This window comes from Pseudoalteromonas sp. NSLLW24 (assembly GCF_015864725.1).
Classification (GTDB): domain Bacteria; phylum Pseudomonadota; class Gammaproteobacteria; order Enterobacterales; family Alteromonadaceae; genus Pseudoalteromonas; species Pseudoalteromonas arctica.
Genome location: NZ_JADYWQ010000003.1, coordinates 264,281 through 281,570 on the forward strand (window position 1 = coordinate 264,281; position 17,290 = coordinate 281,570).

The window sequence follows — 17,290 nt, forward strand, 5'->3', positions numbered from 1 at the left end:
ACCGCTTGTCTTAGTCCTCATTGATTCCTCAAATAAATAGCATAAACTTATAATCAGATAATTTTTATTTGGTTCTACTATGCAGTCATCTCAAACAAAAGTGCAAAGAGGCTTCACTCTAATTGAAGTGTTAATTGCATTTATTATTCTTAGTTTTGGCCTTTTAGGCGCAGTTGCCCTGCAAGCAAAAGCAAAGCAAGCAAGCTTTGATTCTATGCAGCGTGCTGCTGCAGTTGCACTTGGTAATGATATTGTGCAGCGTATCCGTGCTAACGATACCCCTCAAATAGCCGGGCTGTACACACAAACATTTGATAGTGAAACTGCAACGACAACCTCGCAGGCGTGCTTCACAAACACTTGTAGCGCAGCGCAAGTTGCGGCGTTAGATCTTGAGCAGTGGAAAAGAGCTATAAGAGCTCGAGAAAATACGGGATCTTTAGATGGTGCTACCGTATGTATTGCACCTACAGCAGTTGCTGGCTCGGGTGGTAAGGCATTTAATTTAGAAGTAATTGTTTCGTGGCAAGGTCGACAAGAGTTTAATGCAAATGATGCTACTGGCGCTATAAAGTGTGGAACGGCTGACAAAAAGCGCCGCTTAGTTGTTTTAACTAGTTACATTTACCTTAGGAGCTAACATGAAGCAAAAAGGTTTTACACTTGTAGAAATGATGATTTCATTATTTATTGGTGGATTAATACTAGGTGGCGTTATGTTCACCTATATAGGTATGAAAGTAACCACTAAAGATACGATGACTATTGGTGAACTTCAAGAATCAGGGCGCCTTGCAATTAACATAATGCAACGTGATATTGAACAAATTGGCTTTTGGGGAACTTATTATGACGATTCGTTCACTGCAGTAAATACAGATACACTAGCAAACCCTGGAACAGACTGCTTTGAAGGATTAAATAATGGGAGTTTTCCTGATTTTGCTACAGCTAGTAATTTTAGAACTATTTACGCAAAGGTTGCTGGAGAATCAAAAGAGCTTAACTGCCTAAATAATCCGATTAAAAGCACTGACATTATTCAATTAAAATTTTTACAAGGTAAGAGTTTAACAGTTAATACAGTAACTAATGAGACTCAGGCCGATGAAAACTACTTTGTAGCTGAGCAAGAGAAAGCTCAATTTTTCCGTGGAACGGTTAACGCTGCGACTCTTAATGTTAATGCAACCGTTTGGCCTTACAGCCATCATGTTTATTATCTATCAGAACAAACTTATAAAGTTAATAATAAAAATTTAACTGTACCTGCATTAATGAGAAAGCGCCTGGTTGGTGGAAGCATCAACACAGAAACTATTATGGAAGGTGTTGAGAACATGCGGTTTGTTTTTGGTCTTGATACTAACAGTGATAATCGTGTAGATACCTACCGAAGTATTCAAGATATGAAGTATACAGATTGGGAAAATCGTAAAGGTATTTTAACTGTTCAGGTTTTTTTATTAATACGCGCATTACAGCCAGACCCAGGAGTTAAAATTAAAAACCAAACTTATACGTTAGGTGAGGATGAAGATAAGCGTGTATTAACATTTACCGATAATTTCAGACGTACTGTGTTTACTACTACTATTCGATTAAATAATGTTGGATCAAATTTATGGCGTATTTAAAACAATCACGAAAAAAACAGCAAGGTGTAGTTCTAATTACAGCTTTAATAATGGTTATTGCAGTGACCGGTATTGCTGTAACGCTTATGAGCAGTAGTAGTATTGATATTAAAATTACCAATGCAGCACAAGAGCGCGAAGTGGCCGAAAATGAACTCATTGGTGAAGTGCAGCGCATGATCTCTGATGAGGCAAATCAAGGCGCTAATAATCAGTTCTTCCTGACTCCCGATGAAGTAACTGCAATCGCGGATGGTGATGACAAAGGTATGGTGATTGCAAATCATGCAGATATGCAAAGCAAAATGACTAACCTGAACAAGGGGGCGTTAGATTTAGAATGTCCTCGACGCTTTAATTTTACTGCAGGTATATCGTGCAATATGTTACAGGTTGCCACCACAATAGAATATGGATCTAAAAGTAAGCATGAACTAACTATTGTTACAGGTATAGCACAAGAAATGGCCAGCGTAAGCAAGGGGATTTAAGATGAAATTTAAATTAAACAAAGTGTTAGCCTCTTTGCTTGGCTTAACAATAAGTATGTCGGTATTCGCTGAGGATATTGAGCTTTATGTAAATCATGATGTAGAGACAGACGAAAATCCAAGAGTGTTAATGATATTTGATACCTCTGGGAGTATGGCCTGGGATGTTGTAGATGGAGGCCAGTGTTATCGTCGATATCAAAATGGACAGTTTTATACATCAGATTGTTTTAAAAGTCAGACTTACTTTAGTTACACACAGCAATGTTACAAGTCTGTAAACGGATATGCACAAGCTGTTTGTGAAGATAGCCGCTTATTAGTAGCAAAAAACGCTGTTAGCCAACTTATTACCGATAATGATGATATTGATTTTGGTTTAATGAGATTTAGAGAAAGTTCAGGTGGCTATGTACTAGCAAGGCTTGGTGCTAACAAAAACACTTTACTTAATGAAGTTGACGATTTGCCTGCAAGTGGTGCAACTCCTTTAACTGAAACATTATGGGAGGCGTATAGGTATATTACTGGGCAAAGCCTTTATTATGGGTATGGTATTAACAGCAGAGATAAAGCAGCCGATGCTAATGGAACTTATAAGTCACCATTTAAAAAGGAATCAGGAGATCCTCTCAGGTGCGATAACTCAATTAATATTATTTTGATGACTGATGGAGACCCTACTAACGATGATGGTCGTGATGATCAGATTAAAAGTGTACATAATAATTTATTTAATGATTCAATCCCTTTTGTGAGCGGTGATTATTCTAATAGCTATTTAGTTGCTCTATCAAAAATAATACATGGAACAAATAATACAAAAGTAGATTTATACTCTGATACAAGTGATGTGCTAGATACTGGTAGAGTTTTTACCATTGGCTTTGGCACAGGAATGAGCGAGGGCGGTATCGACTTACTAGAGAAAGCTGCATCAGTTGGTGGAGGCCAGTACTTAGAGGCGCGAACTTCAGAAGCTTTATCTGAAGCATTAAAAAATACTATTTCAAGAATTAGAGAAGTAAATGATAGTTTTTCATCGCCTTCAGTTGCGAGTAATAATGTAGATCAAACTCGTAGCCGGGATGCTGTTTATTTTGCCATGTTTTACCCTGAAACAGGTGCTCGTTGGCGTGGAAACTTAAAAAAACTGAAAGTATCAGGGAATCAAATTGTTGATTCAAAAGGATTGTCGGCACTTGATGAGAATGGCTTAATTGACGAAAATGCAGAAACATTTTGGTTGCCAAGTGGGGAGCCAGCGGATGGTAACTTAGTTGCACAAGGTGGTGTGAACCTTCATTTAACGACATTAGATTCAGATAGCCGTAATTTATACACTGACAATCAGGGAGCTATAGTAAATTTTAATACCTCAGTTGTGAGTGATATTCTCAATTTAGTCGATAACAATCCGCTAAGCTTATCGAGTAATGATATCAAATGGGCAATGGGTATAGACGTTGATGATGAAGATGGCGATGGGTCTAGCGTTGACCAGCGCAAAGATATTTTTGGTGACCCTCTGCATTCTAAACCTGTTGCAATCGATTATGGTAATGATGATATTCGAGTTTTGATAGGAACTAATGCTGGCTTTTTACATATGTTTAAGGATTCAGATGATAGTGTAAGTGAAAGTTGGGCATTTATACCGTCTGCTTTATACAACATTATTGAACCTCTACGTGAAAATCAAGCCGATACGAAAGTATATGGTGTGGACGGTCCTATTAGTATTTATTTTGATAATAAAAACTTAAATAGTGATGGTTTAAATGACGGTATTATTGATGCGAGTGGCGACGATAAAGTGTGGGCTTTTGCGGGGATGCGTCGCGGTGGTAAAAATTACTACGGACTTGATATAACAAATCCGAACATACCGAAAAAATTATGGGACGCTCCAATCGAAGGTGGTAAAGGTGATTTTAAAGAGCTTGCACAAACCTGGTCAAAGCCACAAATAGCCTACATTAAAGCATTTGGGGATAAACCCTTATTAGTTTTTGGTGCTGGTTATGATACTAATAAAGACGCAGCTATCCGTAGTGAAGATAGTACAGGGCGAGGTATCTATATTGTTGAAGCCGAAACAGGTAAAAGAGTATGGGCATTAACACCCGATATTAATGGCTTTAAAGGTAAGCATAGTATTGCTGCAGATATAACCACGCTTGACTCAGATTATGATGGATATATAGACCGAATTTATGCGGCAGATACAGGTGGAGATATTTGGCGTATAGATATGCCTGGTAGTAATACTAGCGAGTTTAGCCACTTTAAATTAGCTGAGCTTGGTAGTAATAAAGCAACTGAGGACCGACGCTTTTTCTATAAACCACTCGTAGCACGTACAATTTATAGTAAAGTAAGCGAGTCAACAGTTAATGGTAGCACCGTTATAACACGCTTAGATACACCGTATGATGCGATAGTTATCGGCAGTGGTAATCGCTCAAAACCAACCGGCACCAATGAAAAAGATCAATTGTTTATGATCAGAGATGAAAATACGGTTACTAAATCGTATAAAACGAATGCACCAGATACTATTCTGCCTGCTGATTTGATGCAAATGAATTCAGACCCATTTGGCAATGCTCTAGATGACGTTGATGATTTTGTTGACTTAGAAGTAGACTTGGCTAAATTTAATGGCTGGAGATATGAGTTAGGAACGGGTGAAAAGTCGCTAGCTGCTGCCACAGTTGTTGGAGGTGTTGCCTATTTTACAAGCTTCACACCTGCATCAGATACATCGACTGAAAATCAATGTTCGCTAAGTGGTGGTGGTGGTTCTTTATACGCTTTTCACTTACATTACGGTACTAAGGTGTATGACGACCTTAAATTTACAACCAGCTATGATGTACCAGACACACCTCAGTTATACTTTGGTGAAAGCCCTTCATGTGTAGATGGTAATGGCGATGGTAAATGTGATGACGACCCAACAGTTGACGTAATACAAGAAAGTCAGTTTTATTTAATTGGGCCTGGTATTAAAGGTGAAAATGCGGAAAATCCAATGAAACCTGTAGAAATAAAAGGTCCTGGTTTAACTGTTGTCGATGGTAAAGTTGTGTTGGTTAATGACAATACAGTAGGGTTTGGCTTTAAAACCCAACAAACATATATCTATAAACGTGAAGAAAATGACGAAGTTAATAATTAAGGAAATTAGATGAAAAAACAACACGGGTTTACCTTAATTGAGCTGATGATAGCCGTTGCTATCGTCGGCATACTCGCTTCAATTGCGCTGCCTAACTATACTGAATATGTAAAGCGTGCTTCGCGCGCTGAAGCTGCTGCAGCATTGTTAGATGCTGCAAACAAGGAAGAGCAATATTTTGTCGATAATAGGGAATATACAGAGACATTTACTGATTTAGGATTGCAAAGTAAAACCGAAAATGGCCATTTTGAGCTATCCATAAAGGTAGTCGATAGCAATACCTTCACTATTACAGCTAAACCTATAGACGGTGCTGTAAAAGGCGATAATGATTGTAAAGAGCTTACAATTACTGACACAGGCCTCAAAGGTGCAAAAGGGTCTAAAGGAGACTCAGATGTTGACTATTGCTGGGGTCGATAGCCTAGATTACTTCTTCTGACACTTATCAGTTGATTTGATGCGAATTCTACCCGTTTGACTTACAGATAAAGCCAATCCTTCGAGATTGGCTTTATCGCTATTGGGGCAATATATAAAAGTCCCATTTTGAAAACCATTTAAAGAACCATCTGGACGAAATGTAATGGCGTTGCGCGGATACTCTAAAGTATCAGCATCATGAATATCCTCGAAAGTGCTTAAGAGTAACTCATCATCATCTAGAGTCGTTGATTTATCTTTGTCGATAAATAGTGACATTTGACCATCCCACTCGTCCTTTGTGCATTGACTGCCTTTTAGTGCGCAAAGCGTGACGTAAGTACCATTTTCAATTGCGTAAAGACGGCCATAATTTATATTTCGGTGTAGTAGATTCACATGGTTATCTAATCGGTTTTTAGCCAAGAAGTCTGGATAAAACCACATCGATAATTGACTGATTACACTGACAACAGCAATTGAAACCATTAATTCAAGAAGTGTCACTCCCTTGTTTTTTGATATTGATAATCTCATCCTTGAAGACCTGAGTTAATAAATGATTAACTCAGTCTAGTAAATGATACAAATATGACAAGATTAATTTGTATGTTTTTTAACCGCAAGTCTGAGCTGTATCACCAGTATAAAAAGAAGTACCAGATTGAGATACTGTTAAAGCTTTGTTATTTTCATTATCACTATTAGGGCAATAGATAAAGTCTCCCGGATTTGTTGTAATACGACCACTGGTATTAAAACGAAGACTTGTCTCGTTACCACTATAACTAAGGCTATCAGTTGCAGGAATATCCTCTATAACTCTCAACAAGGCATCGTTAGCTACGTTATAACTTCCATTGTTATCAGCATCAACAAAAACAACAATGATTTTATTCGTGTCCCATTCTGGTTCACATTCAAACTCATCTTTAGCTTGTTTAATAGCGCCTTCTTGTGCGGGACATAAAATAACTATTTCATCCGTACTTGCCGCTTGAGAGCGTGCATAAGTAATGCTTCTTTTTAATTCCAACAAAAAATTCTCAGCTCTATTTTCTTCTAGCATATCGCTGCTATTCCAGATCGCAATGGATGCAATGATCCCAACGATAGCAACGGTTACCATGAGTTCTAAAAGAGTGAATCCGTTTTGTTTATTTTTCATATTAATCTCATTTACTGCTAGTCATTTAAGTATCGCTATTTTTATACAATAAATTATACCATGATCGGTTGTTTTATCACCGTAATTCAATCGCTTTGTTTGCTATGAGCATCATGATTGTCTAAAATCGAGGCAACTGGAGCTTTCAAAAGTAATTAATATGAAAAAAATAGAAGCAATTATCAAACCTTTTAAGTTAGACGATGTGCGTGAAGCATTGTCTGATGTAGGTATTACAGGTATGACGGTAAGCGAAGTTAAAGGCTTTGGACGTCAAAAAGGTCACACTGAGTTATATCGTGGCGCAGAGTATATGGTTGATTTTTTACCTAAAGTAAAACTTGATATTGTATTGACTGATGAAGATGTAGACCGTGCAATTGAAGTTATTGTAAAAACGGCACAAACAGGAAAAATCGGTGACGGTAAAATATTTGTCACTGATGTTGAGCGTGTAATACGTATTCGTACTGCTGAGGAAGATGAAGAGGCGATTTAAGATTTTCTTCTACGCAGTAAAAAGGCGCTTACTAAGCGCCTTTTTGTTTATTTAGTTCTTTTATTTAGTCTTCGTGTTTGCTTTGCGTGCTCACTAAGCTCAGTTAAACCTAATTGGTCGTAACTTTTTTCCATCATTTCAAGCGCGGGATCTAAGTAACTGCTTTGTGAGTAGTGTTCAACAACAAACTTACCTCTATTAGCAGCAGCTAAATAAGCTTCACGCTCATAATAGTAAGTGGCTACTTTTAATTCATAACGTGCCATACGGTTTAAAAGCCATACTAAACGACGCTTAGCTTCAGGCGCGTAATCACTTTTCGGAAAGCGTTTTACTAGTGTCGATAAATCGGTAAATGCAACACGTGTACGGTTAGCATCACGGTCAGCTCTATCTACACCAAAGTACTCTTGGAACGCATTTTTATCTGCTTTAATGTTTACTAAACCACGCATGTAATACATGTAATCTAGGTCTTTATGGTTTGGATTTAAGCGGATAAAGCGGTCAATGGTTGCAAGTGCTTGTTCAGTATTACCTGATTGGTAATGTGCATACACTAAGTCCATTTGTACTTGTTTAGAGAATGGGCCAAACGGGTAGCGAGAATCTATTGCACTCAAAAGTTCAATTGCGCGAGCATATAAACCAGAATCTAGTGTTTCTTTTGCATCTTCATATAAAGCGTGTGCAGATTTATTCGGTACACGTTGAATGTCTTCTTGGTCTGGAGCAGACGAACAAGCGCCTAAACTAAGTACAGAAACTGAAAAAACAATGGCAAATGCACGTTTCCCTATTTTATTTATCATTTTATTTGTTACCTTCGATGTCTTCGGCTAGGCCAAGTCGGTAAAACCGAGTAAACTATGCGTATTATATTATGCTTTTATTAAAAGCGATTCTAACCCAGTCGAGCAAAGCTTGCACTGGTAAATTGGGTAAAGTTACTAATGTCAGAGCAAATTTCTCTTCAAGCCGACGTTCCAACCGAATTAGGTGGTAAACGTCTAGACCAAGTATTAGCACAATTGTTCCCTGATTATTCACGTTCTCGTATAAAAACGTGGATATTGGATGATAAAATCACCGTAGACGGTGAAATTTTCAACACTCCACGCGAAAAGCTACTAGGTGGTGAAGTTGTAAGTGTTGAAACAACAATTGAAGCACCACGCGAATACGAAGCACAAGATATCAAATTAAACATTGTTTATGAAGACGATGATATTTTGGTAATTAATAAACCAATGGGCCTAGTGGTTCACCCTGGTGCGGGTAATCCTAATGGAACAGTGCTAAACGCATTACTACATTACTACCCTGAAATAATTAACGTACCACGCGCGGGTATTGTGCATCGTTTAGATAAAGACACGACCGGTTTAATGGTTGTAGCTAAAACGATTCCAGCACAAACGCATTTAGTAACAGCGTTACAAAAGCGTGAAAACTTCACGCGTGAATATGAAGCGCTGTGTAATGGCACTATGACCGCAGGTGGTATGGTTGAAAAAGCAATTGGCCGCCATCCGACTCAGCGTACGCATATGGCAGTACATGAACTGGGTAAACCGGCAATTACACATTACCGTGTTGCTGAAAAATTCCGTGCTCATACTCGTTTACGTCTGCGCTTAGAAACAGGTCGTACTCACCAGATTCGTGTGCATATGGCACATTTAAATCATCCGCTAATTGGCGATCAATCTTATGGCGGCCGCCCGCGTCCACCTAAAGGTGCAACACCTGAGTTATTTGAGTTACTTCGTAGCTTTAGACGCCAAGCACTACATGCTGTAAAATTGAGTATTGCGCATCCAATCACGGGTGAAATGATGACATGGCAAGCACCTATCCCAGACGATATGGTTGCTATGACACTCGCATTACGTGAAGATACCAAAGCTAATCCTGATATCGATAGATAATGCACTTATTGTCAGCGACATGGCAAAACCTTCATAAAGTAGGAACGTTAAGTACTACTTGTGGAGGTGGTGTTTCAAAAATCCCATTTAAAAGTTTTAATTTGGGATTCCATGTTGGTGATAATCAAAATCATGTATCAAAAAATCGCTCATTATTAACAAATCTCCTACCTAAACCTGCCGTGTGGCTAAATCAAGTTCATAGCTCTAATGTTGTTATTGTTGATGAACATTTTGATTTTGATGAGTTACACGATGCTGATGCGCTTTATACTCAGTTATTAAATCAGCCTTTGGCTATAATGACCGCCGATTGTTTACCTATTTTATTAGTCAGTGATGATGAAAAAGAAGTTGCAGCTATACATGGCGGCTGGCGAGGACTTGAGCAGGGAATTATTAAAAATACATTAGGGTGCTTTAGTACAAAATATGAAAATATAAATGCGTGGCTAGGGCCTGCAATTGGGCCAACTCGATTTGAGGTTGGGGCTGAAGTGTTTGAGTTATTTCAAAAAAGGTCCCCTTCATTTATTCACGCATTTACACCACAAGCTAATGGTAAATATCTTGCTGATATCTATGGTATTGCGCGTACTTTACTTACCCAGCAAGGCGTTAAAAATATTACGGGTGGCGACTACTGCACAGTCTCTCAAAGTGACTTATTTTTTTCTTATCGACGAGATGGACAAACTGGACGTATGGCTAGTTTGATCTGGCGCAAGTAATTCACATCTTTAATCATTATATTTCCCCCTACACCTTGAACAAACACCTAAACATACCCATTAATTAAGCAATTAGATTATTTAATAGGTAACACCATGCGTTTAGATAGATTTACAAGTAAATTTCAATCTGCGCTTTCTGATGCGCAATCGCTAGCCCTTGGTCGCGATCATCAATTTATTGAACCCGTACATTTAATGTATTCATTGCTAAAGCAAAGTGGCTCTAGTGTACGTGCATTATTTGCACAAACGGGTGTCAGCGCTGACGAACTCAACACCAAGCTTTCACAAGAAATAGAAAAATTATTTAAAGTAGAAGGTGTAGGTGGCGACGTCCAGCTATCAAACAATATGGCATCACTTATTAATCTATGTGATAAGTACGCGCAAAAACGCAAAGACAAATATATTTCAAGTGAATTATTTGTACTGGCGGCATGCGATGATAAAGGTCCACTTGGCGATATATTTAGGTCGTTAAATATTACCTCGGCTAAAATTGAAACTGCAATTAAAGCGATTCGCGGCGGTCAAAAAGTTGATGACCCAAATGCCGAAGAAACACGTCAAGCGCTTGAAAAATTCACGATTGATCTAACTGAGCGAGCAGAGCAAGGTAAGCTTGACCCCGTTATTGGTCGCGATGACGAAATTCGCCGCACGATTCAGGTACTACAACGCCGCACTAAAAATAACCCTGTATTAATCGGTGAACCAGGTGTTGGTAAAACAGCAATTGCCGAGGGGTTAGCACAGCGTATTATTAATGGTGAAGTACCTGAAGGATTAAAAAATAAACGCGTACTATCGCTTGATTTAGGGGCGTTAGTTGCGGGTGCTAAATACCGTGGCGAATTTGAAGAACGTTTAAAATCAGTATTAAACGAATTGGCTAAAGAAGAAGGCCAAGTCATTTTATTTATTGATGAAATACATACTATTGTAGGTGCAGGAAAAAGTGACGGCGCCATGGATGCAGGCAATATGTTAAAGCCAGCATTAGCACGCGGTGAATTACACTGTGTTGGCGCAACCACGCTTGATGAATACCGTAAATATATAGAAAAAGACGCAGCTCTTGAGCGTCGATTCCAAAAGGTACTTATTGAAGAGCCATCTGTCGAAGATACCATTGCAATATTACGTGGCTTAAAAGAGCGATATGAGTTACATCATTCAGTAGAAATTACTGACCCCGCGATTGTTGCTGCGGCGCAGTTATCTCATCGTTACATTAGTGACCGTCAGTTACCCGATAAAGCGATTGATTTAATAGATGAAGCGGGTTCTTCAATTCGATTACAAATTGATTCAAAACCAGAATCGTTAGACAAGCTTGAACGCCGTATCATCCAGCTAAAGTTAGAAGATAATGCGCTAGCGAAAGAAAAAGATGAAGCAAGTCAAAAACGCCGAGCTGAAATGCAAGAGTTGATCACCGACCTTGACGGCCAATACCGCGAGCTAGACGAGATATGGAATGCTGAAAAAGCATCACTTCAAGGCACGCAAGTAATTAAAGCCGAGCTTGAACAAGCAAGATTAGATTTAGATGTAGCGCGAAGAGCAAGTGATTTACAGCGTATGTCAGAGCTGCAATATGGGCGAATTCCAGAACTTGAACGAAAACTTGATTTAGCCTCACAAGCTGAAATGCAAGAAATGACCCTGCTTAAAAACCAAGTAGGTGAGGATGAAATTGCTGAAATACTGTCTCGCTGGACAGGTATTCCTGTTGCAAGAATGCTACAAGGTGAGCGTGAAAAGCTACTGCAAATGGAAGATAAGTTACACAGTAAAGTAATAGGGCAAGATGAAGCGGTTGTTGCTGTTTCTAACGCAATACGACGCTCACGTGCCGGGCTTGCAGATCCTAATCGTCCTATTGGTTCTTTCTTATTTTTAGGTCCAACTGGTGTGGGTAAAACCGAGCTGACAAAAGCACTGGCTGGTTTTATGTTTGATACCGAAGATGCCATGGTGCGTATCGACATGTCTGAGTTTATGGAAAAACATTCAGTTGCACGTCTAGTAGGGGCTCCTCCAGGTTACGTGGGTTACGAAGAGGGCGGTTATTTAACAGAAGCTGTTCGTCGTAAACCTTACTCAGTGATATTGCTTGATGAAATAGAAAAGGCACATCCGGATGTGTTTAATATTTTACTGCAAGTATTAGATGATGGCCGATTAACTGACGGGCAGGGTAGAACCGTTGATTTTAAAAATACTGTTATTATCATGACCTCAAATTTAGGCTCAGATATTATCCAAGAGCAAGCGGGTAATAATGACTATACGACCCTTAAAGCTAAAGTAATGGAAGTATTAATTAATGAGTTTAGGCCTGAATTTATTAACCGTATCGACGAGACTGTCGTGTTCCACCCGTTAGCAAACGAGCATATAAAAGAAATAGCTGATATTCAGTTAATGAAATTACGTGAGCGTTTAACAGAGATGGGGTATCTGCTTGAAATAAGCGATGCTGCTCTTGAGCGAATTGCAGCAAGTGGGTTTGATCCTGTGTACGGTGCACGTCCGCTTAAGCGTGCTATTCAACAAACGATTGAAAACCCGCTGGCACAAAAGTTACTTAATGGAGACTACTTACCAGGTTGCGTGATCGTTATTGATGCAAATGACGACTCTCTGGTATTTTCCAAGCGTTAATTGTAAATAATTAAACTCAAAAGCCGCTAAAATAGCGGCTTTTTTATGTTTGTTAAACTTTAAAAGTTAGTAATAAATCGTTCACCCTACGTGAACCTTCAACAAGTTCAGCTGCTCCTTTTGCCACATTAAAGCTTAAGCTTAAGTTGTTATCTCCAAAGTCTTTAATTTGCGAAACATTATTACTAATATCATTACTAACCATTTGTTGCTCTTCTGCAGCAGATGATATTTGTATTGCTAAATGAGATATTTCACTGATTTGGATAAAAATCCCCTCTAATTCAACTTGAGTTTTATCGGTTGTCAGCACACAATTATCGGCTTGTGCTTTAGTGCTTTGCATTACTTTAGACCAGCTAAATAAAGTATCTTGTATTTCTTTAATAGAACTGTGGATTTGTGTTGTAGCATTTTGAGTACGTGACGAAAGGGTCCTTACCTCGTCGGCTACTACAGCAAAGCCTCGACCATGCTCTCCCGCTCTAGCTGCTTCAATCGCTGCATTAAGGGCAAGTAAGTTAGTTTGATCGGCAATTCCTTCTATTTCACTCATTACTTTACCAATCTTATCTGCTTCAGAGGCTAAGCTGGTGGCTGTGGTTGCAGCCTTTTCTACTTGAAAAGCTAAATCAGATACCATTTTACTATTATCTGCAATATGGTCTTTTATTTCAGAGCAACTTTGATGGGTGTTATTCACTTTATCAGCTGTTTGAGCGGTATTTACTGATATTTCACCAATGGTAGAGCTCATTTGAGTCATCGCTGATGCAATTTGTTCTAAACGCTCACCTTGCGAAGAAATGCCTTTTTCAGTAAGCGTTGATTGTTTATCTAGATCAGTCGCGATCCCATTAAAGCTTAATGTAGAGTCTTTCATACGGCCAAGAACCGTGCGCAATTTTGCGCTTAGCATTTGCTCTCTATAATCACTTACGCTATGCGGTGTGTGGCCGCTGTAAATATAGCGAGAGATTGAATCGGCTTTTGCTTTTTGTTCGCGTAATATTTTAGGGGTAACAAGCAGTTCGTCATAATTTAGCCCAATAACCAAAGCGCAAATAAATAGGCTAATTGCAGCTATAGAGATTGATCCCGTAACAGCAATAAAAATCAGCCAAAGTAATAGGCATACAAAAGTAATACTTTGTCTTATCCCAGTGTGCTCCCGCAGATTAAATAATGACTTATTGGTATTTATTTTGTCGTAAAGGTTTTGTGCGCGTTGTTTAAGTTGAGAGCTTGCTTTAGTTCTTACTGATTGATAACCAACAAGTCGGCTATGCTCAAAAATAGGGGTTACAAAGGCATCTACCCAATAATAACGGCCATCTTTACAACGGTTTTTAACCATACCGCGCCACGAGTGTTCTTGTTTTAATGTTGCCCACATTTCTTTAAAGGCCGCTTTTGGCATATCAGGGTGACGAACAATATTATGATGCTGACCGATAAGCTCTTGTGCGCTATAACCTGCTACAGAGCAAAACTCTTGATTGACGTATGTTATTACACCTTTGAGGTCGGTAGTAGAAACAAGCTCTTGTGACTCATCAAAGTATACTTCTTCATTTTTTAAGCTTTTATCATTGTGCATTATGTTTATTATCATCCTTTATTGTTGCTGTCATTATATTGGTTACACACTACAAAGCAAAAAATAGCGTCTTTCCTTTTATGCTCATAAGGCAAATAATTGTTTTTATTGATCTAGATCAAATTTAAATATCGAGTAGCTAAATTGAACTCATTTTAAATAAGTTCCGGTCTATTATTTTAGGCTTATATTTTGCGTATTTAATTTATACTTAAATACGCATTTAAAGCATTTGTATAATGCCCAGAGCAATGGCAATATTACGACTTAATATAATGATGTTGGTCATATCAAACGCATGTATAGAGTGGGTAAATAATTATTAACTTAGAAAAATTATATTGTTCTAGCAATTTATACCAGTTGCATTAAATAAGTGATCAATTATAGCGCTAAGAAAATAGCACAATAACAAGGCGAAAATTATGACATATAGTTGTTCTATATGAATAATTTTTAACGCAGTGAGTGCGCTATTTAATGCGATAGAATGATCATATTTTCAATAAAATTGGTATTAATCTTGAGTCTAAGTAATTAGCCCCCATAACCTTATGATTAAGCCACGTGGCCCGAGGAAAGATTTTTTGACAACACATGATTTAGCTAACGCACTTGAAGCGTTATCAGTAAATGAGCACCAACATGCAGTTAAAGGCATTAAACGTGGCATAGAGCGAGAGTCGCTAAGAATACAAGATAATGGTGCAATATCACCTCAAGGTCACCCAAAAGGTGTAGGCAGTGCGTTAACTAACGGCCATATCACAACTGATTTTTCTGAGTCTTTACTTGAATTTATTACTCCAGTTAGTGAATCGTCAACGCAAACGCTTAAGCAATTAAAAGACCTTCAAAAGTTCACTCTAGAAAAAATGGGCGATGAACTACTTTGGCCCATTAGCATGCCGTGTTTTATTGAGCACCAAGACGATATAGTGCTAGCTCAGTTTGGTAGTTCAAATACTGGTCAAATGAAAACACTATACCGTGAAGGATTAAAAAATCGCTACGGTAGTATGATGCAAGCAATTGCAGGTGTTCACTTTAATATTTCATTCCCAGATACGCTTTGGCAGTCACTTCATTCGTTACAAAAAAGCAATGCAAGCCTTCAAGATTTTATTTCAGAAGGCTACTTATCGCTTATTCGTAACTTTAAACGCGAACTATGGCTAATAAGTTACATGTTTGGCGCATCGCCAGCATTGTGTAACTCATTTTTGCAAGGTCGAAAAACTGACTTACCATTTAAAAAACTAGGTAAAGGCACGCTTTACTTAGAAGTTGGTACAGCACTGCGTTTAGGTAATTTAGGCTATACAAATAGCGCTCAGTCGTCACTACGCGTAATGTATAACTCGTTAGATGAATATGTAGCGGGCCTTAAAAAAGCAATCAACACACCATCAGAAATTTATGGTGATCTTGATGACTACAAGAGTGAAAACCCTAAGCAGTTAAATAAAAATATTCTGCAGATTGAAAACGAATTTTACTCGCCAATTCGTCCTAAGCGCAATGCGAAAAGTGGCGAAACGCCAACGGATGCATTGCTTCGAGCAGGCATTGAATACGTAGAAATTCGCGCATTAGACGTTAACCCGTTTAGCGAAGTTGGTATTGATATTGAGCAAATTCACTTTTTAGATGTGTTTTTAACGTATTGTTTATTAAAAGATTCAGCTCCAATGGATTGGAAAGAACAAGCACGTAGTACTGAAAATCTCGACACAGTAGTAAACCAAGGTCGAGAAGAAGGGCTAATGCTTAACTTTAATAACACACAGCGTAGCCTTCAGTCGTGGGGCGATGAAATATTTACCCAGCTTACAGATGTCGCTAAATGGATGGATAATGCTTATGGTGTTAACTATTACTCAGATACTATAAAGCGCATGGCAACGTGGATACATAATCCAGAGCTTACTTACTCTGGACGTTACGTGTCACAATTAAAAGAGTCTGGTTTAGACAACGGCCACTTTGCACTAGCATTGGCTAGTAAATATAAGCAAAGCCACGCAGATACTGACTACAGCGAGTTTTTAAAGCCTTGGCTGGAACAACAAGTTGTAGAGTCTAACGAAGCACAAGCTGCAATTGAGCAAGCAGATACCCAGTCATTTACCGCGTTTTTAGATGCGTATTTTGACGGTAAATAACCTTGGTATTTAGCAACATTTAAGCAAAAAAAACGCAGCCTAAGTTGGCTGCGTAAATATATTCAGGGATGAATTAATGCTGTACTGCTGCATTCATTGAGTCAGACCCACACTTTATAAAAAAGTTCTGTGAGATCTTAGAAAAATGAAAAAAAATGCAATTATCCTATCTCTCGCCATTACTTTAGCCGGTTGTGCTACAGCACCTCCAAAGCAACCTAACGATTTATGTAAAATCTTTGAAGAAAAGCCAGATTGGTATTTCGACGCAAAAGATGCACAAGAAAAATGGGGTTCTCCCAAGCATGTACTCATGAGTATGATGTACCAAGAAAGCTCATTTAAGCATGATGCCGCTCCGCCTATGGAGTACTTCTTATGGATAATTCCTACCGGTCGCGCAAGTGATGCCTATGGTTACTCGCAAGCTAAAACACCAACATGGTCTGATTATATTCGTGAAACAGGCAACAACGGTGCTGATAGAGACGACTTTGACGATGCAATCGACTTTATGGCGTGGTTTGTTTATAAAACGCATAAAGTAAATAAAATATCTAAATGGGATGCTTACGCACAATACCTTAATTATCATGAAGGTTGGGGTGGGTATAAGCGTGGCACGTACAAAAAGAAAAAGTGGCTAATGGGTGTTGCGAACAAAGTTAAGCACAGAGCGAGCCGTTATGGTGCGCAATTAAAACACTGCGAAGAAGAGCTTGATAAAGGTTGGTTTGAACGTCTTATATTTGGCTAGATAGTTATTAATGGATATAAAAAAGGAG

General features: G+C 38.6%; 15 protein-coding genes. 11 read left to right on the forward strand and 4 right to left on the reverse strand.

Going from position 1 to position 17,290, the window contains the following annotated elements:
- Nucleotides 1-79 precede the first annotated feature (79 nt).
- Genes pilV through I6E72_RS04460 form a run of 5 tightly spaced genes read left to right on the forward strand, consistent with a single transcriptional unit; the run spans nt 80 to nt 5,738 of the window.
- Entirely contained in the window at nt 80-640 is a 561-nt protein-coding gene (gene pilV / locus I6E72_RS04440; RefSeq protein ID WP_024589419.1) for a type IV pilus modification protein PilV, read from the forward strand.
- A 1-nt stretch (nt 641) separates the two neighbouring features.
- Nucleotides 642-1,637 carry a PilW family protein gene (locus I6E72_RS04445; protein ID WP_007581375.1) on the forward strand — a complete coding sequence of 332 codons (996 nt, stop codon included), beginning with the start codon at nt 642-644 and terminating at the stop codon, nt 1,635-1,637.
- The gene (locus I6E72_RS04450; RefSeq protein WP_007581376.1) at nt 1,625-2,128 is read left to right on the forward strand and encodes a hypothetical protein; all 504 of its coding nucleotides are present in this window, start codon (nt 1,625-1,627) and stop codon (nt 2,126-2,128) included. Before I6E72_RS04445 ends, I6E72_RS04450 begins: the two co-directional genes overlap by 13 nt.
- A 1-nt stretch (nt 2,129) precedes the next feature.
- On the forward strand, nt 2,130-5,312 hold the full coding sequence (locus I6E72_RS04455; RefSeq protein WP_197101535.1) for a pilus assembly protein: 3,183 nt from the start codon (nt 2,130-2,132) through the stop codon (nt 5,310-5,312).
- A 9-nt stretch (nt 5,313-5,321) separates the two neighbouring features.
- The gene (locus I6E72_RS04460; protein WP_024607276.1) at nt 5,322-5,738 is read left to right on the forward strand and encodes a type IV pilin protein; all 417 of its coding nucleotides are present in this window, start codon (nt 5,322-5,324) and stop codon (nt 5,736-5,738) included.
- Between the two features lie 6 nt (nt 5,739-5,744).
- Here the strand turns inward: I6E72_RS04460 and I6E72_RS04465 are convergent, their stop codons facing one another.
- Both I6E72_RS04465 and I6E72_RS04470 read right to left on the reverse strand, forming a co-directional pair.
- A complete protein-coding gene (locus I6E72_RS04465) occupies nt 5,745-6,275 on the reverse strand; it encodes a GspH/FimT family pseudopilin (RefSeq protein WP_197111192.1) in 531 nt (176 codons plus the stop codon).
- Nucleotides 6,276-6,354: 79 nt separating this feature from the next.
- Complete coding sequence (locus I6E72_RS04470; protein WP_121954429.1) at nt 6,355-6,906, reverse strand: GspH/FimT family pseudopilin; 552 nt, start codon at nt 6,904-6,906, stop codon at nt 6,355-6,357.
- 160 nt (nt 6,907-7,066) lie between these two features.
- Between I6E72_RS04470 and glnB the strand changes: the two genes are divergently transcribed.
- Complete coding sequence (glnB, locus tag I6E72_RS04475) at nt 7,067-7,405, forward strand: nitrogen regulatory protein P-II (RefSeq protein ID WP_002962211.1); 339 nt, start codon at nt 7,067-7,069, stop codon at nt 7,403-7,405.
- A 47-nt stretch (nt 7,406-7,452) separates the two neighbouring features.
- Here the strand turns inward: glnB and I6E72_RS04480 are convergent, their stop codons facing one another.
- Nucleotides 7,453-8,217, reverse strand: coding sequence for an outer membrane protein assembly factor BamD (locus I6E72_RS04480; RefSeq protein ID WP_007581382.1), 765 nt, complete (start codon nt 8,215-8,217; stop codon nt 7,453-7,455).
- Nucleotides 8,218-8,358: 141 nt separating this feature from the next.
- Here I6E72_RS04480 and rluD point away from each other — a divergent pair, with 141 nt between their 5' ends.
- The 3 genes from rluD to clpB all read left to right on the forward strand — a co-directional run bounded on the left by rluD (nt 8,359) and on the right by clpB (nt 12,740).
- Nucleotides 8,359-9,336, forward strand: a complete 978-nt coding sequence (gene rluD / locus I6E72_RS04485) for a 23S rRNA pseudouridine(1911/1915/1917) synthase RluD (protein WP_007581384.1) — start codon at nt 8,359-8,361, stop codon at nt 9,334-9,336.
- Nucleotides 9,336-10,067, forward strand: coding sequence for a peptidoglycan editing factor PgeF (pgeF, locus tag I6E72_RS04490; RefSeq protein ID WP_197111194.1), 732 nt, complete (start codon nt 9,336-9,338; stop codon nt 10,065-10,067). Before rluD ends, pgeF begins: the two co-directional genes overlap by 1 nt.
- Nucleotides 10,068-10,163: 96 nt before the next feature.
- A complete protein-coding gene (gene clpB, locus I6E72_RS04495; RefSeq protein ID WP_165734758.1) occupies nt 10,164-12,740 on the forward strand; it encodes an ATP-dependent chaperone ClpB in 2,577 nt (858 codons plus the stop codon).
- Nucleotides 12,741-12,792: 52 nt separating this feature from the next.
- On the opposite strand, the gene I6E72_RS04500 is transcribed toward clpB, so the two are convergent.
- Nucleotides 12,793-14,340, reverse strand: coding sequence for a methyl-accepting chemotaxis protein (locus I6E72_RS04500; RefSeq protein ID WP_197111196.1), 1,548 nt, complete (start codon nt 14,338-14,340; stop codon nt 12,793-12,795).
- Nucleotides 14,341-14,927: 587 nt separating this feature from the next.
- On the opposite strand from I6E72_RS04500, the gene gshA reads away from it, so the two are divergent.
- Entirely contained in the window at nt 14,928-16,505 is a 1,578-nt protein-coding gene (gshA, locus tag I6E72_RS04505; protein ID WP_010554628.1) for a glutamate--cysteine ligase, read from the forward strand.
- Nucleotides 16,506-16,650: 145 nt separating this feature from the next.
- Nucleotides 16,651-17,262: a transglycosylase SLT domain-containing protein gene (locus I6E72_RS04510; protein WP_010554629.1), complete on the forward strand. Its 612-nt coding sequence runs from the start codon at nt 16,651-16,653 to the stop codon at nt 17,260-17,262.
- Nucleotides 17,263-17,290 lie beyond the last annotated feature (28 nt).

Excerpts from the sequence above, each read along its gene's own strand:
- I6E72_RS04500 (WP_197111196.1), bottom strand. The coding sequence starts at position 14,340 with ATGCACAATGATAAAAGCTTAAAAAATGAAGAAGTATACTTTGATGAG.
- I6E72_RS04465 (WP_197111192.1), bottom strand. The coding sequence starts at position 6,275 with ATGAGATTATCAATATCAAAAAACAAGGGAGTGACACTTCTTGAATTA.
- glnB (WP_002962211.1), top strand. The coding sequence starts at position 7,067 with ATGAAAAAAATAGAAGCAATTATCAAACCTTTTAAGTTAGACGATGTG.
- rluD (WP_007581384.1), top strand. The coding sequence starts at position 8,359 with ATGTCAGAGCAAATTTCTCTTCAAGCCGACGTTCCAACCGAATTAGGT.
- I6E72_RS04445 (WP_007581375.1), top strand. The coding sequence starts at position 642 with ATGAAGCAAAAAGGTTTTACACTTGTAGAAATGATGATTTCATTATTT.
- pgeF (WP_197111194.1), top strand. The coding sequence starts at position 9,336 with ATGCACTTATTGTCAGCGACATGGCAAAACCTTCATAAAGTAGGAACG.
- I6E72_RS04470 (WP_121954429.1), bottom strand. The coding sequence starts at position 6,906 with ATGAAAAATAAACAAAACGGATTCACTCTTTTAGAACTCATGGTAACC.
- I6E72_RS04480 (WP_007581382.1), bottom strand. The coding sequence starts at position 8,217 with ATGATAAATAAAATAGGGAAACGTGCATTTGCCATTGTTTTTTCAGTT.
- pilV (WP_024589419.1), top strand. The coding sequence starts at position 80 with ATGCAGTCATCTCAAACAAAAGTGCAAAGAGGCTTCACTCTAATTGAA.
- I6E72_RS04510 (WP_010554629.1), top strand. The coding sequence starts at position 16,651 with ATGAAAAAAAATGCAATTATCCTATCTCTCGCCATTACTTTAGCCGGT.
- I6E72_RS04450 (WP_007581376.1), top strand. The coding sequence starts at position 1,625 with ATGGCGTATTTAAAACAATCACGAAAAAAACAGCAAGGTGTAGTTCTA.
- I6E72_RS04460 (WP_024607276.1), top strand. The coding sequence starts at position 5,322 with ATGAAAAAACAACACGGGTTTACCTTAATTGAGCTGATGATAGCCGTT.
- I6E72_RS04455 (WP_197101535.1), top strand. The coding sequence starts at position 2,130 with ATGAAATTTAAATTAAACAAAGTGTTAGCCTCTTTGCTTGGCTTAACA.
- clpB (WP_165734758.1), top strand. The coding sequence starts at position 10,164 with ATGCGTTTAGATAGATTTACAAGTAAATTTCAATCTGCGCTTTCTGAT.